This is a genomic window from Collinsella tanakaei (assembly GCF_016902615.1).
GTDB lineage: Bacteria > Actinomycetota > Coriobacteriia > Coriobacteriales > Coriobacteriaceae > Collinsella > Collinsella tanakaei_A.
Genome location: NZ_JACJMB010000091.1, coordinates 1 through 217, shown reverse-complemented (window position 1 = coordinate 217; position 217 = coordinate 1). Strand labels below are relative to the sequence as shown.

Sequence of the window (217 nt, the reverse complement as noted above, 5' to 3'; positions counted from 1 at the left end):
CCTGCTCGAGTCGATGCTCGGCGAGGTCTCCTACCAGACCGTCCCCGCGACGATGCTCGTGAGGTGCGCCGGCCGCGAGTTCTCGGTGCCCCGGCGCATGATAGGCAGGTGGATTGGCAACACTTATTTGGACGGTTTCGACAGGATCAGCCCCGCCTTCCTGAACTCGACGGGGCTCATGTAGCCGAGCGTCGAGTGGATCCTGAAGTTGTTGTAC

At 62.2% G+C, this 217-nt stretch carries 1 protein-coding gene; it reads right to left on the bottom strand.

The annotated features are described in order from the left end of the window. Nucleotides 1-123: 123 nt before the first annotated feature. Nucleotides 124-201, bottom strand: a complete 78-nt coding sequence (locus H6A21_RS11360) for a hypothetical protein (RefSeq protein WP_342636104.1) — start codon at nucleotides 199-201, stop codon at nucleotides 124-126. Between the last annotated feature and the right edge of the window lie 16 nt (nucleotides 202-217).